14 protein-coding genes and 1 pseudogene are annotated in these 12,490 nt (G+C 71.6%); 10 read left to right on the forward strand and 5 right to left on the reverse strand.

Going from position 1 to position 12,490, the window contains the following annotated elements; genetic code table 11:
- Together LQV45_RS09360 and LQV45_RS09365 are read left to right on the forward strand one after the other, a co-directional pair.
- The coding region (locus tag LQV45_RS09360) for a glycoside hydrolase family 15 protein (RefSeq protein WP_230006775.1) at positions 1 to 1,721 on the forward strand (1,721 nt) is incomplete at its 5' end.
- Between the two features lie 49 nt (positions 1,722 to 1,770).
- Positions 1,771 to 2,664 carry an SDR family oxidoreductase gene (locus LQV45_RS09365; protein ID WP_230006776.1) on the forward strand — a complete coding sequence of 298 codons (894 nt, stop codon included), beginning with the start codon at positions 1,771 to 1,773 and terminating at the stop codon, positions 2,662 to 2,664.
- A 151-nt stretch (positions 2,665 to 2,815) separates the two neighbouring features.
- Here LQV45_RS09365 and LQV45_RS09370 read toward each other — a convergent pair whose 3' ends face one another.
- Positions 2,816 to 3,277 (reverse strand): GNAT family N-acetyltransferase, encoded by a 462-nt coding sequence (locus LQV45_RS09370; protein WP_230006777.1) that lies wholly within the window; start codon positions 3,275 to 3,277, stop codon positions 2,816 to 2,818.
- Positions 3,278 to 3,358: 81 nt separating this feature from the next.
- Between LQV45_RS09370 and LQV45_RS09375 the strand changes: the two genes are divergently transcribed.
- On the forward strand, positions 3,359 to 4,324 hold the full coding sequence (locus tag LQV45_RS09375; protein WP_230006778.1) for a helix-turn-helix domain-containing protein: 966 nt from the start codon (positions 3,359 to 3,361) through the stop codon (positions 4,322 to 4,324).
- A gap of 1 nt (position 4,325) precedes the next feature.
- Here the strand turns inward: LQV45_RS09375 and LQV45_RS09380 are convergent, their stop codons facing one another.
- Positions 4,326 to 4,586: a hypothetical protein gene (locus tag LQV45_RS09380; protein ID WP_230006779.1), complete on the reverse strand. Its 261-nt coding sequence runs from the start codon at positions 4,584 to 4,586 to the stop codon at positions 4,326 to 4,328.
- Between the two features lie 140 nt (positions 4,587 to 4,726).
- Here LQV45_RS09380 and LQV45_RS09385 point away from each other — a divergent pair, with 140 nt between their 5' ends.
- The gene (locus LQV45_RS09385) at positions 4,727 to 4,885 is read left to right on the forward strand and encodes a DUF4175 domain-containing protein (RefSeq protein ID WP_138175503.1); all 159 of its coding nucleotides are present in this window, start codon (positions 4,727 to 4,729) and stop codon (positions 4,883 to 4,885) included.
- A 22-nt stretch (positions 4,886 to 4,907) separates the two neighbouring features.
- Here the strand turns inward: LQV45_RS09385 and LQV45_RS09390 are convergent, their stop codons facing one another.
- Positions 4,908 to 5,933: an epimerase gene (locus LQV45_RS09390; protein WP_230006780.1), complete on the reverse strand. Its 1,026-nt coding sequence runs from the start codon at positions 5,931 to 5,933 to the stop codon at positions 4,908 to 4,910.
- Between the two features lie 56 nt (positions 5,934 to 5,989).
- Here LQV45_RS09390 and LQV45_RS09395 point away from each other — a divergent pair, with 56 nt between their 5' ends.
- The 5 genes from LQV45_RS09395 (at position 5,990) to LQV45_RS09415 (ending at position 10,664) form a co-directional block, all read left to right on the forward strand.
- The gene (locus tag LQV45_RS09395) at positions 5,990 to 6,589 is read left to right on the forward strand and encodes a hypothetical protein (protein WP_230006781.1); all 600 of its coding nucleotides are present in this window, start codon (positions 5,990 to 5,992) and stop codon (positions 6,587 to 6,589) included.
- A 266-nt stretch (positions 6,590 to 6,855) separates the two neighbouring features.
- A complete protein-coding gene (locus tag LQV45_RS09400) occupies positions 6,856 to 7,410 on the forward strand; it encodes a copper resistance CopC family protein (RefSeq protein WP_230006782.1) in 555 nt (184 codons plus the stop codon).
- A 10-nt stretch (positions 7,411 to 7,420) separates the two neighbouring features.
- Positions 7,421 to 7,969, forward strand: coding sequence for a copper chaperone PCu(A)C (locus LQV45_RS09405; protein WP_230006783.1), 549 nt, complete (start codon positions 7,421 to 7,423; stop codon positions 7,967 to 7,969).
- Positions 7,969 to 9,192, forward strand: a complete 1,224-nt coding sequence (locus tag LQV45_RS09410) for a Dyp-type peroxidase (RefSeq protein ID WP_230006784.1) — start codon at positions 7,969 to 7,971, stop codon at positions 9,190 to 9,192. Before LQV45_RS09405 ends, LQV45_RS09410 begins: the two co-directional genes overlap by 1 nt.
- Positions 9,189 to 10,664: a PepSY domain-containing protein gene (locus LQV45_RS09415; RefSeq protein ID WP_230006785.1), complete on the forward strand. Its 1,476-nt coding sequence runs from the start codon at positions 9,189 to 9,191 to the stop codon at positions 10,662 to 10,664. The genes LQV45_RS09410 and LQV45_RS09415 overlap by 4 nt, the downstream gene beginning before the upstream one ends.
- Positions 10,665 to 10,673: 9 nt before the next feature.
- On the opposite strand, the gene LQV45_RS09420 is transcribed toward LQV45_RS09415, so the two are convergent.
- Positions 10,674 to 11,108 carry a hypothetical protein gene (locus tag LQV45_RS09420; RefSeq protein WP_230006786.1) on the reverse strand — a complete coding sequence of 145 codons (435 nt, stop codon included), beginning with the start codon at positions 11,106 to 11,108 and terminating at the stop codon, positions 10,674 to 10,676.
- A gap of 131 nt (positions 11,109 to 11,239) precedes the next feature.
- Between LQV45_RS09420 and LQV45_RS09425 the strand changes: the two genes are divergently transcribed.
- The gene (locus LQV45_RS09425; protein WP_230006787.1) at positions 11,240 to 12,232 is read left to right on the forward strand and encodes an aldo/keto reductase; all 993 of its coding nucleotides are present in this window, start codon (positions 11,240 to 11,242) and stop codon (positions 12,230 to 12,232) included.
- A 63-nt stretch (positions 12,233 to 12,295) separates the two neighbouring features.
- Here LQV45_RS09425 and LQV45_RS09430 read toward each other — a convergent pair.
- Positions 12,296 to 12,490 (reverse strand): annotated as a pseudogene (locus LQV45_RS09430) (cyclase); the annotation flags it as partial.

Here is a 12,490-nt window from a genome sequence, read left to right on the forward strand (position 1 = left end):
ACGGAGCCGTCGACTGGCTGCCGCTGCCGAACATCCACTCCCGCCCCGTGTTCGCGCGGATCGTCGACGAATCCTCCGGCGGGTGCATCGAACTCTCCCCGGTGGGCGAGTACACGGTGACGCGCCGATACGTCGCGCACACCAACGTGCTCGAGACGACCTTCACGACCGAGACGGGTGTGGCGAAACTGACGGATGCCATGGTCACGGGCATCGCCGGACGCCTGCCGTGGGCCGAGCTCGCGCGCCGCGTCGAAGGCGTGCGCGGCGAGGTCGAGTTCGCGTGGCGTGTGCAGCCGGGCACGATGCTGCGCTCCGCTTCGCCGTGGACCGAACGCATCGACGGGTTCTCGATCATGAGGATCGGGCACGTCTCGCTCGCCGTGGTCGGCGAGGAGCACGGCATCCAGGGGGATCCCGACGAGCGCAGCGAGAGCATCGCGGGCGGCTTCACCACGGAGAAGGGCTCGCGCCACCTCCTGGTCATCGCGGCGACCGAAGGAGAGCCGCTGCGGGTCCCCGACGCGAAGAATGTCGACCGCGGCATCGACCGGACGATCGACGGCTGGTCGGCGTGGTCGCAGGAATTCTCTTACGACGGTCCGTGGGCCGACGACGTGCAGCGCAGCGCGCTCGCGCTGAAGCTCCTGCTGTTCAGCCCCACCGGGGCGATCGCCGCGGCGGCCACGACCTCGCTCCCCGAGAACCCGCGGGGCGGCAAGAACTGGGACTACCGCTTCGCGTGGGTGCGCGATCTCGCCTACACCGCGCACGCGTGGGTCGGCTTCGGTCTGCGCGAGGAGACGCACGCGGCGATCTCGTGGCTGCTGCGCACGATCCGCGAGAACGGGCCCGAGGTGCAGGTGATGTACACCCTCGACGGTGGCGCCGACGTGGGGCTCGAGAAGCACGGGGTGCCCGGCTGGAACGGCAACCAGCCCGTCGTGACCGGCAACCCCGCGCAGGGGCAGCTCCAGCTCGGCGTGTACGGCGACCTCATCGCGATCTGCCGCACCTACGTCGAGGCCGGCAATCGGCTCGACACCCAGACGGGGCGCCTCCTCGCCGACGTCGCCGACCGCACGTGCGACCTGTGGCGACGCGAGGACTCGGGCATGTGGGAACTGCCCGAGCTCGAGCACTACACCTCGTCGAAGATGGGGTGCTGGAAAGCTCTCGACGACGCGCAGTGGCTCGCCGCCGGAGGCCACATCCTCGACAACGGCGACCGCTGGCGTGCCGAGCGCGACCGCATCCACGCGTGGGTCGAAGAGCACTGCTGGTCCGAGACGCTGCAGGCCTACACGCTGCGTCCGGGAACCGACGACCTCGACGCCTCGGTGCTCCTGCACGCTCCCACCGGCTTCGACCGGGGCGAGCGGATGTCGAAGACGGTGGATGCCATCACCGAACGCCTCGGAACCGCGAACCACCTCGTCTACCGGTACACCGGCATGGATCAGGAGGAGCACACCTTCGTCGCGTGCGCGTTCTGGCGCGCGACGGCCCTGGCGTGCGTCGGACGTCACGCCGAAGCGATCGAAGCCATGGATGCGCTCGTCGCCCAGGCCAACGACGTCGGGATCTACTCCGAGATGATCGCCGAGGACGACGGGGCGTTTTGGGGCAACCTCCCGCAAGCCCTCAGCCACCTCGCTCTCATCAACGCCGCTCTGGTGATCCGCGACGTCGTGGACGCCGCCGAGCTCGAAGACCACTGACCCGCGCCGGGGCGGCCTTCGCCTCGGCATCCCCTCGAAAGGACTCGTCATGACCACGCAGTACACCTTCACCGACCCCGCCAAGCTCTACGCCGACATCGAGCCGTCGAAGCAGCACCAGCCCGAGCCGGGGCTCGATGCCGAACTCACCCCGAAGGCCGCACTTGGCGAGGACACCTACGTCGGCAGCGGCCGCCTCGACGGACGCAAGGCCCTCATCACGGGAGCCGATTCGGGCATCGGTGCCGCCACGGCGATCGCCTTCGCCCGTGAGGGCGCCTCGGTGGCGATGTCGTACCTGCCGGAGGAGAAGGAAGATGCCGATCGCATCGCCGGCATCCTGCGCGAGGCCGGCGCGACCGTCGCGCAGATCCCCGGCGACCTGCGCGACCCGGAGTACTGCCGCGCGCTGGTCACGCAGGCGGTCGAGGAGCTCGGCGGTCTCGACATCCTCGTGAACAACGGCGGAAAGCAGTTGTTCAACGAGGATCTGACGACCCTCACCGACGAGCAGTTCGACGACACGTTCACAACGAACGTCTACGCGATGTTCTGGATCACCAAGGCGGCGCTGCCCCACCTGCCCGCCGGGTCGGCCATCATCAACACGACCTCGATCCAGGCCTATTCGCCCTCGGCGATCCTCGTGGACTACGCCTCGACGAAGGCGACCATCAACGCCTTCAAGAAGGCTCTCGGGCAGCAGCTGGCACCGAAGGGCATCCGCGTGAACGCGGTGGCTCCGGGCCCCATCTGGACGCCGCTGCAGGTGTCGGACGGGCAGCCCCAGGAGAAGGTCGCCGAGTTCGGCGAGGAGACCCCGCTCGGCCGCATGGGACAGCCCGCCGAGCTCGCCCCGGCCTACGTCTACCTGGCATCCGCGGAGTCGAGCTACGTCATCGGCGAGACGCTCAACGTCAACGGCGGCATGCCTACGCCGTAAGCGCCCGTCGTGACCGGTCGGGGTGCGCCCCGACCGGTCGCGAGAACAGGGGATGCCACGGGAACAGGCCGATTCATCGAGAATCGGCCTGTTCTGGGCTCACGGCCTGTTCTCGCTGCGACAACGCTGTCCGACCACGGCCCCCGCCGCCTCAGCCGAGGGACTTGCGATAGAAGATCTCGCCGTCGGGGGTGGTTTCGCTGCGGTGGTAGCCCTCCCGCTCGTAGAGGCGCTGGTTGGCCTCGCTGAGGCCGCCGGTGAACAGCTCCGCCTCGGTGGCGCCGTCGCGGCGACCGCGCTCCTCGACCGCGGCGAGGAGCGTCGAACCCAGTCCTGCGCCCTGCTGATCGGGGGCGATCGCGAGACGCCCGACCAGCAGCAGGTCGCCGGCCCGCCGCGCGCGCACGGCACCCACGAGACGGTGGCCGTCGATCGCCACGCAGCCGAGGTTCTCGACGAGCTCGGCTTCGAGCTCTTCGAGCGTCTGGGTGAGCGGGGGCATGTCGGGGTCACCGTAGATGAGAGCCTCGCTCGCGAAGGCGGCGCGTTGGATGGTCAACACCTCCCCGGCGTCCTCGGGGCGGATGTCGCGGATGACGGGCGCGTCGGTCATGGTGCTCCTGCTGCTCGGTCGTGGCTAACTATCGTTGGCGCGATGGGCGAACCTCCCACGGCGAGAGGTTAACTACTATGGGTGACGGTGCCGCTCATCGCCGGGCACACGCCCCCCATGAACGACTTCTACGACACCCGCGTCCGCACCACGGACGTCGCCACCACCGACGCGTGGTTGCGCGCCCAATACGGACGCGTCGACTTGCGCGCCGACGAGGCCGCCTACGCGGAGCACCTCGTCGGGGATGCCGCGTTCTCGCTGCGGCATCTGGAGTGGTCGGCCCGGGTCGACCTGTCCTACGAGTCGGACCGCTTCCTCGTCGTCAGCTCCACGCCCGGCTATGCCTGGAGCGTCGGGCAGGCCGAGGGGGAGTTCAGCGTCTCGCCGGGCATGCTGCAGCCGGGTGATCGGCTGGTGGCGCGCGTCGACCATCCCGACCTCGAGGTGGTCACCTTCGACCCCGAGCGGTTCGCTGCGACGGCCCGCACGCTGTATGGAGACGACGACCTCGACGTGCGTTTCCGCGGGGTCGATCCGGCATCGCCCGCGCTGCGCGACTACTGGGAGTCGACCCTGCGATGGGCTCGGACCCAGGTGTCGATCATGGCCGAGCCGCTCGTGCGCGCCCACGTGCACCGCACTCTCGCGGTCGCGGCGCTCGAGGTCTTCCCCCTCGTCGCCGACGCGCGGGAGCGCCGGGCCTCGGCGCTGGAGCAGGCGGCGGTGTATCGATCGGCGACCGCGTGGCTCGACGACCACGCCTCCCTCCCCGTCACGATCGAGGACGCCGCCCGCGCGGCCGGATCGTCGACCGGCGGACTGCGCCGCGCGTTCGCGGCGAACGGGTGCGTGGCATCCACCCCCGAGGAGTACCTGCAGCTCGCACGGCTCAGCGCCGCACACCGCGACCTCGTGACGGCCGACCCCGCGTGCACGACGCTCGCCCTGGTCGCGCGCCGATGGGGCTTCACGAACGTCGAGTCCTTCGCGGTCGCCTACCGCGCCGCGTATCGTCGCGAGCCGCAGGCCACCCTCGACCGCTGAATCAGCGATCGCGGTCGGTGTATTCGCCCGGCCGGTCGGTGTCGTCGCGTGCCTCGTCCCCCGTCGGCAGCTGCACGTCGGTGTAGGACCCCGGTTCGTCGGAGCGGGGGTGGGCGGTCGTGCCGTCGGCGCGCTCGGTGTCGACGTACTCACCGGGCTCATCGAGGTTGCGGCCCGCTTCCTCGCCGTCGGGGAGCTCCACTTCGGTGTATTCGCCCTCTTCGGGTCCGGTGCCGTGCCCCGTGGTGTCGCGATCGCCCATGATGCGCCTTTCTCGTCGTGGTAGATCCGAGGCTAGACCGGCTGGGGCGCGCGCGACGAGAGCTTGACAGTCGTTTGCGTCGTGGGGTCTCCGTGTCAAGGGTGCGGGCGCGCCTGCGGTGGGGGAGGAGAGTGGATGCCATGCCAGCTCTCGCCATCCTCCTCATCGTCGTCGGTCTCGTCTTCCTGTTCCTCGGTATCTTCGTCGAGGCCGTGAAGTTCCTGCTCTGGATCGGCATCGTCATCCTCATCGTCGGCGTGATCGCCGCGCTGCTGCGCTTCGTGCGCCGCAACACCTGATCGCCCGCGCGAGACCCCGGGTTCAGGCCGAGAACAGGTCGCGGGCCCGGGGTCTGCGCATCTCTGCCACCGCGTCGAGCGCCGGGCCCAGGTCGGGGTGCTGGAACTCGAAGCCGGCGTCGGTCAGGACCCGCGGCACGGCCCACCGGCTCTTCAGGACCAGCTCGGGCTCGCTGCCCAACACGGCCATCGCCGGATCCAGCATCCACCGGAACGCGGGAAGCCCCAGGGGCATTCGGGCGATCCGTCGCACGTCGGCCATGAGGGTGCGGTTGTCGCTCACGTTCGGTGCCGCGAGGTTCACCGGGCCCGCGATGTCGTCGCGGTCGCGGAGGAAACGTACCGCACCGACGATGTCGTCGATGTGGATCCAGCTGAACTTCTGGCCCCCGCGGGTGCGATGCCAGTGAGACCAGGGGGCACCGGTGGGCTGCGCACCGATCCCGCGGTACCGGCGGTGCGGAAACCACCAGCTGTCGATCTGCGGGCCGCCCGCCCCCAGACGCCCGAGGGCGAACAGCATCCGCGTGGCCGGGCCGTCGCCGAGGACGATCGCCATGCGGAGCGCCACGCGGCGTGTGCCGGGGAGATCGCCGTCGAAGAACGCCCGTTCCCAGCTCGTGGCGACGTCGACCGAGAACCCGTCGCCGATCACTCCGTCGATCTCGTCGTTGCCGCGCTCGGTCTCGTGGCGGTAGATGGTCGCGGTCGAGGCGTTCATCCACACGCGCGGCGGGCGCGCGGCATCCCGAACCGCCGCGTGCAGCGCCCGCGTGGTCGCCCTTCGCGAACGCAGGATCTCGTCGCGGTTCGCGTCCGTGTAGCGGCACGACACGATCTTGCCGGCGAGGTTCACGAGCAGCTCGGCGCCGTCGACGAGACGGGCGATCCCGGCGGGGTCCGTCCACGTCGCGTGACCCGTGCGGCCCACCGTGACGACGTCGTAGCCGTCGTCGCGCAGGGCCGTCGCGAGCGCCCGGCCGACGAATCCGCTGGCTCCGGCGATGACCGCGCGTGACCGGGGGACGTCGTACTCCGAGGCGTTCACGGGGTCAGCCTAGGGCGGCGCGGCGGCGGGGGCGGCGACCTGACAGAATGGGCGCCATGCGACGACAGGACCGAGGGACGCGCGTAGCGCGCGGTGCCGTCGGCGCTTCTCTCGCCACGTTCGTCGCCCTGCTCTCGCACGTCACCGCCGGCGGCGACGTCCCCGGGTGGCTCGGCATCCTCATCCCCTGGGCGCTGTCCTTCGTCGTCTGCACCGTGCTGGCAGGCCGGCGCCTCTCGCTGTGGCGCCTCGCGCCGGCCGTGACGCTGAGCCAGCTGCTGTTCCACACCCTCTTCGTCCTCGGGGCGCACGACCCCGCCGCCGCCGGCCACGTCCACGGCGGTGCCCTCCCGTCCCTCGCGGGTCCGGACCTGACCATGGTCGCCCCGGATGCCGCGATGTGGGCCTGGCACCTCGTCGCCGCGACGGCGACGACGCTCGCCCTGCATCGCGGGGAGCGCACGATCGCCGTCTTGCGTACCCTGGCCGACCGGCTCGGCGCGTGGCTGCGCGTCCGGGTCGCCCTCGCCTCGGCCCTCCCGCGCCCCGTCGCGCGTCGCCGCGTCCTCGCCGAGATCGTCGCGGTCGTCCGCCCGACATCGGTGCTGCTGGCCGGCTCCGCGAGGCGGCGCGGTCCGCCGCTCGGCGCTCTCTGACGCCCGCCCCTCCGCGCTCACGCTGACGGGGCGTTCCCGCCGCGCGCCGGGGCACTGTGCCCCACGGCGCATCGCGCCCGTGCGGTGGGGGATCCGCGTCTCTTCCGACGCTCCCGTTCATCGCCGCCCGCGCTCTCGCGTTCGACGCGCACCGGGCACCGGCGACCGCCGGTCCCGCGCGGGCAGCCGGTCGCGCTCTCTCCCCTTCGGGAGATCTCGTGGCCGGACGACGGGTGCTCCGCGCACCCGAGAAGAGGTTCCTCTCCATGCATCGTCTCCGCGTCGTCGCGGCGGGGATCGCCGTGGCCGCCGTCGCCGTTCTGGCGTCGGTCGTCCCGGCATCCGCTCACGACGACCTGCTCTCCAGCTCACCCTCCGCGGGTGAGCGTCTGCCCTCCGCGCCCGATGAGATCTCCCTGAGGTTCTCGGCCGACGTCATGGACGTCGGTGCTCAGGTGATCGTCACCGACGCCGAGGGCGCCGATTGGGTCGCGGCCGATCCGGCCGTGGTGGCCGACGCGGTCACCGTGCCCCTGCAGGGTGGAATGCCCGTCGCCGGGTACGAGGTGCGATGGCACGTCGTCTCCAGCGATGGGCACCCGATCTCGGGCGTCATCCCGTTCACCGTCGGCGACGCCGCGCCCCTCGAACGGGCTGCCGCGTCGACCGCACCCCCTTCCGACGCGGCTCCCGCGTCCGATGCCGCGCCGGGCCTCCCGCGCGTCGTCGTCATCGGCGCGATCGGGGCGGGCATCGCGCTCGCCGTGTTCGCCGTCGTTCTCCTCCTCCGCCGTCGCGCCGGGCGCGACGCACAGTCCTGAAAGGCCACTCATGTCCACCACTCGCACCACCTCCGCCCTGCGCTTCGGCGCCCTCGCCCTCGCCGCGACCCTCGCCCTCGCGGGGTGCGCGTCGACCGCTCCCGCCCCGGCCGCCCCCGCGGCCGAGGCGTTCTCGACCACCGACGTGTGGGTCAAGGCCGCCGACTCCGGCATGAGCGCCGGCTTCGGTGAACTCCGCAACGCCGGCGACAGCGACCTCACCGTCGTGTCGGCCACCAGCCCCGCCACCTCGGCGATGGAACTGCACGAGACCGTGCAGAACGAGTCCGGGCAGATGGTCATGCGCCCGATCGAGGGCGGCTTCGTCATCCCCGCGCACGGGTCGATCGCGCTCGAGCCCGGCGGCAGCCACCTCATGTTCATGGACGTCACCTCGCCCCTGCGGGCCGGTGACGAGACGACCATCACACTGACGTTCTCGGACGATTCCACGGCCGAGATCACCGCCCCCGTGAAGGAGTTCGTCGGAGCGAACGAGAACTACGAGGGCGGCGAGCAGGACATGGGCGGTATGGGCGGCATGGAGTCGGGTCACTGATGACGCCTCGCGATCGATCCGCGTCGACCGGTCGCGGCCCGAGCCGGCGGGGGTTCCTCCTCGGAGGGACCGTCGCCGGCGCGGGCGCCGTCGCCGCGATCGGCATCGACGCCGCGGTCTCAGCGAGAGCGACGGATGCCGGAGCCTCCACGCCGCTGAACGGCGATGTGATCGTGCCGTTCTACGGCGAGCACCAGGCCGGGATCGACACCGACGCCCAGGCCCACGTCTCGCTCGTCGCGCTGGATCTACGCTCGGACACCGACCGGGAGGGCCTGCGGCGGCTGATGCGCACCCTCACCGACGACGCCGCCCGGCTCACGCGCGGGCACGGAGCCCTGGCCGACACCGAGCCGGAGCTGGCGACCGCTCCCGCGCGCCTGACGGTGACGTTCGGCTTCGGTCCGGGCTTCGTGGCGCGCGCCGAGGCCCCGGCGCCGGCGTGGCTGCGGCCTCTGCCCGCGTTCACGATCGACCGACTCCGGCCGGAGTTCGGCGACGGCGACCTGCTGCTGCAGATCGCCGCGGACGATCCCGTGACGGTGGCGCACGCGACGCGCATGCTGCTCAAGGACGCGCGCGCGTTCGCGTCGCCGCGCTGGGTGCAGCAGGGGTTCCGGCGCGCGCACGGCACCGTGCGACCGGGGACGACGATGCGCAACCTCTTCGGCCAGGTCGACGGCACCGCCAACCCGGTTCCCGGCACGACCGGGTTCGACGAGGTCGTGTGGGCGCGCGAGGGGTGGCTCGCCGGAGGTACCGGCATGGTCGTGCGCCGCATCGCCATGGACCTCGACAAGTGGGACCGCCTCGACCGGCCGGGCCGCGACCAGTCGGTCGGGCGGACGCACGCCACCGGTGCGCCGCTCACGGGCACGGACGAGTTCGACGAACCCGACTTCGAGGCGAAGGACGCCCTCGGCTTCCCCGTCATCCCGGAGTTCTCGCACGTGCGTCGCTCCCGCCCGGACGACCCCGCGCAGCGCATCTTCCGCCGTGGGTACAACTACGACGACGCGCCGCCGGCGGGGACGGTCTCGGACGCGGGGCTGCTGTTCGTCTCGTTCCAGGCCGACATCGACCGGCAGTTCGTGCCCATCCAGCGTCGGCTCGACGAGCTCGACCTGCTCAACGAATGGACGACCCCGATCGGGTCGGCCGTGTTCGCCCTCCCGCCCGGCTGTGCCGAGGGCGGTTTCATCGGAGAAGGAATCCTGTCATGACCACCACCCACCCGGGCGCCGGCCCCGCCGCCGACGAGGCGCCCGAGGGCGCGGCATCCCCCTCGCTCGTCCATGACCCGTCGCCGCCGCGCGGCCCGGACGCCCGCGGCACGAAGGGGTGGTTCACCACGCTCCTGCGCCGGCTGCACTTCTTCGCCGGGGTGCTCGTGGGCCCGTTCATCCTCGTCGCGGCGCTCAGCGGAGCGCTGTACGCGATCACGCCCACCCTGGACCGCATCGTGTACGCGCACGAGCTGACGGCGCCCTCCACCGCGGCCCCGCTGCCGTTGGCCGATCAGATCGTCGCGGCCGAGCAGTACGTCGGCGGGGACGCGAGCCCCGTCGCGGTGCGTCCCGCCCCCGAACCGGGGGCGACGACCCGCGTCATGTTCGCCGATCCGAACCTGGGGGCGAGCGAGACCCGGGCGATCTTCGTCGACCCGGGGTCCGCGGAGATCCGGGGCGACCTCACCGCGTACGGCACGAGCGGCGCTCTGCCGGTGCGGACGTGGGTGAGCGATCTGCACCGGAACCTCCACCTCGGCGAACCCGGCCGGTGGTACAGCGAGCTCGCGGCATCCTGGCTGGGGATCGTCGCGCTCGCCGGACTCGGGCTCTGGGTCGGGAGGATGCGGCGCAGTCGGCGCGGCCGTGCCGATCTCGTGCGCCCGAACCGGAAGCACACCGGCTACCGCGGGCTCTTCGGCTGGCACGCCTCGATCGGCGTGTGGGTCGTGCTCGGAGCGGTGTTCCTCTCGGCCACGGGCATCACGTGGTCGGCCTTCGCCGGGGCCAACGTCGCCGACCTCCGCGCCGCCGTCGGCGGGGGGACGCCGTCGCTGAACACGACCCTCGACGGCGACGCTCCCGTCGGCGGAGAGCACTCCCATCACGGCGGAGCCGCGGCGGCCCCGACCGGCGCGGCCAACCCCGCGACGTTCGACGCCGTTCTCGCGATCGCGCAGCGGATCAACGTCAACACCGGCCAGGTCGAGATCAAGCCGCCCGCCGCGCCCGGCAAAGCCTGGGTCGTGCAGGAGATCCAGCGGAGTTTCCCGACCGAGGTGGATGCCGTGGCGATCGACGGATCCACGATGCAGGTGACCGACCGCGTCGATTTCGCGGACTTCCCGCTGCTCGCGAAGCTCTCGCGGTGGGGCATCGACACCCACATGGGGTCGATGTTCGGCCTGGCCAACCAGCTCGTGCTGTTCGTGCTCGCCGTCGGGATCGCGTCGCTCGTCGTGCTCGGGTACGCGATGTGGTGGCGGCGTCGGCCGACGCACGGGTTCGCGGCGGCTCCGGCTCGCGGCGTGCTGCGCGGAGCGCCGTGGTGGGGGATCGGCCTCGTCCTTCTCGGTGCGGTCGCCCTCGGCTCGCTGTTGCCGTTCGTCGGCTACACGCTCGCGGCGTTCATCGTGCTCGACGTCGCCCTCGGGCTGGCGCAGCGGCGGAGGGTGCCGAACGGCTGAAAGGCCCGGTCAGTCGTCGTCGGGGTCGGGGAGGCTCTGGGCGATCTTGCTCGACTCCGCCGAGTCGCGTCCGACGCCCGGCTGGTAGTGCGCGATCGCCGAGTCGCCCGTCACGTGCGCCTCGCCCCCGGCGTTCGTCTCCCCGTCGCGGTGCGGCTCGGTCTCGTGTTCGTGATGGCGCGAGGTCGAGCCGCTTTCGCCGCGTGCGTCGTCGGTACCGCGCTCCATGTCGCCGTCGGCGGCACGCGTGCCCACGCCCGGGATGTCGTTCTGGCTCGAGACGTTCTGCACGCGCGCGTCGTCGTCGGTGTCGATCTCGGTGGCCGAGACCGCTCCGGAGTCGGCGCCCGCACCGCCGGCGGGCACGTCGGCAGCGTGGCCCTCGGCATCCGAGACGGTGTGCGCGTGGTCGGCTCCGGGCAGGTCTTCTGCGGGGGTGTTCACGATCGTGGTCCTTCCGGTGGGGTGTGAGGTCACGCTAAAGGGCGCGCCCGCGGGCGGGAACGGGGTTGACGCGCGGCCCTCGTGTCGGAGGGGCTGGATAGGCTCGACCCGACTCCCCGAAAGGAACCGCAATGCAGCAGCGTCCCCTCTCCCGCACCGGCCGCGAGGTCTCGGCGATCGGTCTCGGCACCTGGCAGCTCGGTCCCGACTGGGGCGGAGTCAGCGAAGACGAGGCGATGGATGTGCTCGCCGCATCGGTCGACGCCGGGGTGACGCTCTTCGACACCGCCGACGTGTACGGCGACGGGCGTTCCGAAGAACTCATCGGCGCGTTCCTGCAGAAGACGGATGCCACGGGCCTCACGGTCGCCACCAAGATGGGCCGTCGCGCCGATCAGACGCCCGAGAACTACACGATGGAGAACTTCCGCGCCTGGACGGACCGCTCGCGCCGTCTGCTCGCCCAAGACACGCTGGACCTGGTCCAGCTGCACTGCCCGCCCTCGGCGGTCATCGACGACGACGCCACCTACGACGCGCTCGACCAGCTCGTCTCGGAGGGCGTGATCGCCGCGTACGGCGCCTCGGTCGAGACGATGGACCAGGCCCTGTCGGCGCTGCGCCGACCGAACCTGACGAACCTCCAGATCATCTTCAACCCGTTCCGTCTGAAGCCGCTCGACGAGGTGCTGCCCGCCGCTGCCGAGAAGGGCGTCGCGGTGTTCGCGCGCGTTCCGCTCGCGAGCGGCCTGCTGTCGGGGAAGTACACCGCCGACACCACCTTCGACAAGGACGACCACCGCACCTACAACCGCAACGGCGAGGCCTTCGACAAGGGCGAGACGTTCTCGGGCGTCCCGTTCGCCGAGGGGGTGGCCGCGGCCGATGAGCTCAAGGCCGCACTTCCCGAGGGCGTGACGCTTCCGGCCGCGACGCTCGCGTGGATCGCGTCGCGCGAGGGCATCACCTCGGTGATCCCCGGCGCCCGGTCGGCGGAGCAGGCCACGGCCAACGCCGCGGCGGCCGGCCTGATCGGCGGTGGGTTCGACCTCGACGCGTTCGACGTTCTCGTGCGCGAGGTCTACGACCGTCGCTTGCGCGCAGAGATCCACCCGCAGTGGTGACTCACGCCTGACACGACGGACGCCGGCCCCCTCGGGGACCGGCGTCCGTCTTCTGTCCGGGCGTCAGCTGACGTCGCCGCGCCACGCGCCGGATTCGGCGCCGCGCGACTCGATGTACTCCTTGAAGTTCTTGAGGTCCTTCTTGACCGAGTGGTCGTCGGCGCCGAAGACGGCACCGGCCTTCTCGAGGAGGCCCGTGGGCTCCCAGTCGATCTGCACGGTGACGCGCGTCTCGTCGTCGGACAGGCGGTGGAACGT

This window comes from Microbacterium sp. Bi128, from assembly GCF_918698205.1.

What these genes read in the sequence shown, in the direction of transcription:
- LQV45_RS09425 (WP_230006787.1), top strand. Translation starts at nt 11,240, where the DNA reads ATGCAGCAGCGTCCCCTCTCCCGCACCGGCCGCGAGGTCTCGGCGATC.
- LQV45_RS09405 (WP_230006783.1), top strand. Translation starts at nt 7,421, where the DNA reads ATGTCCACCACTCGCACCACCTCCGCCCTGCGCTTCGGCGCCCTCGCC.
- LQV45_RS09365 (WP_230006776.1), top strand. Translation starts at nt 1,771, where the DNA reads ATGACCACGCAGTACACCTTCACCGACCCCGCCAAGCTCTACGCCGAC.
- LQV45_RS09400 (WP_230006782.1), top strand. Translation starts at nt 6,856, where the DNA reads ATGCATCGTCTCCGCGTCGTCGCGGCGGGGATCGCCGTGGCCGCCGTC.
- LQV45_RS09410 (WP_230006784.1), top strand. Translation starts at nt 7,969, where the DNA reads ATGACGCCTCGCGATCGATCCGCGTCGACCGGTCGCGGCCCGAGCCGG.
- LQV45_RS09370 (WP_230006777.1), bottom strand. Translation starts at nt 3,277, where the DNA reads ATGACCGACGCGCCCGTCATCCGCGACATCCGCCCCGAGGACGCCGGG.
- LQV45_RS09395 (WP_230006781.1), top strand. Translation starts at nt 5,990, where the DNA reads ATGCGACGACAGGACCGAGGGACGCGCGTAGCGCGCGGTGCCGTCGGC.
- LQV45_RS09385 (WP_138175503.1), top strand. Translation starts at nt 4,727, where the DNA reads ATGCCAGCTCTCGCCATCCTCCTCATCGTCGTCGGTCTCGTCTTCCTG.
- LQV45_RS09415 (WP_230006785.1), top strand. Translation starts at nt 9,189, where the DNA reads ATGACCACCACCCACCCGGGCGCCGGCCCCGCCGCCGACGAGGCGCCC.
- LQV45_RS09380 (WP_230006779.1), bottom strand. Translation starts at nt 4,586, where the DNA reads ATGGGCGATCGCGACACCACGGGGCACGGCACCGGACCCGAAGAGGGC.